Genomic DNA, 490 nt, shown 5'->3' with positions numbered 1-490 from the left:
GGCGTTGACAGCGCTGATCAGGGCGGTCGCGGCAATCACCAGGGAAAACTGCCGGTACATCTGGCCGCTCAGTCCGGGCAGGAAGGCGGCGGGCAGGAAGACGGCGAGCAGCACCAGCGTGATACCGATGATCGGCCCGAACAGCTCGTTCATGGCGGCGATCGCCGCATCATGCGGCGTTCGGCCAAGGCGGATATGCCGCGCCGCCGCCTCGACGACAACGATCGCGTCATCGACGACGATGCCGATCGCCAGGATGATGGCGAACAGCGTCAGCAGATTGATCGAAAAGCCGCACACCGCCATGGCGGCGAAGGCGCCGACAATCGTCACCGGCACCGTCGTGGCGGGCACCAGCGTCGCGCGCCAATCCTGCAGGAAGACCAGGATGACGACCAGCACCAGGAGCGCGGCTTCGAACAGCGTGTGATAGACGTCATTCACCACCGCCGAGACGAAGCGCGTCGTGTCGAACGGAATGCTGTATTTC

At 64.5% G+C, this 490-nt stretch carries 1 protein-coding gene; it reads right to left on the bottom strand.

Annotated features, from left to right (window positions below):
* Window positions 1-490, bottom strand: a 490-nt coding sequence (locus AC1D0P_RS28650) for an efflux RND transporter permease subunit (protein ID WP_477679831.1), incomplete at both ends; no start/stop codon positions are given.

Source organism: Polaromonas sp. P1_G2, from assembly GCF_056405515.1.
The sequence above is the reverse complement of the archived record's forward strand: the minus strand, read 5'-3'. Positions and strand labels throughout refer to the sequence as shown.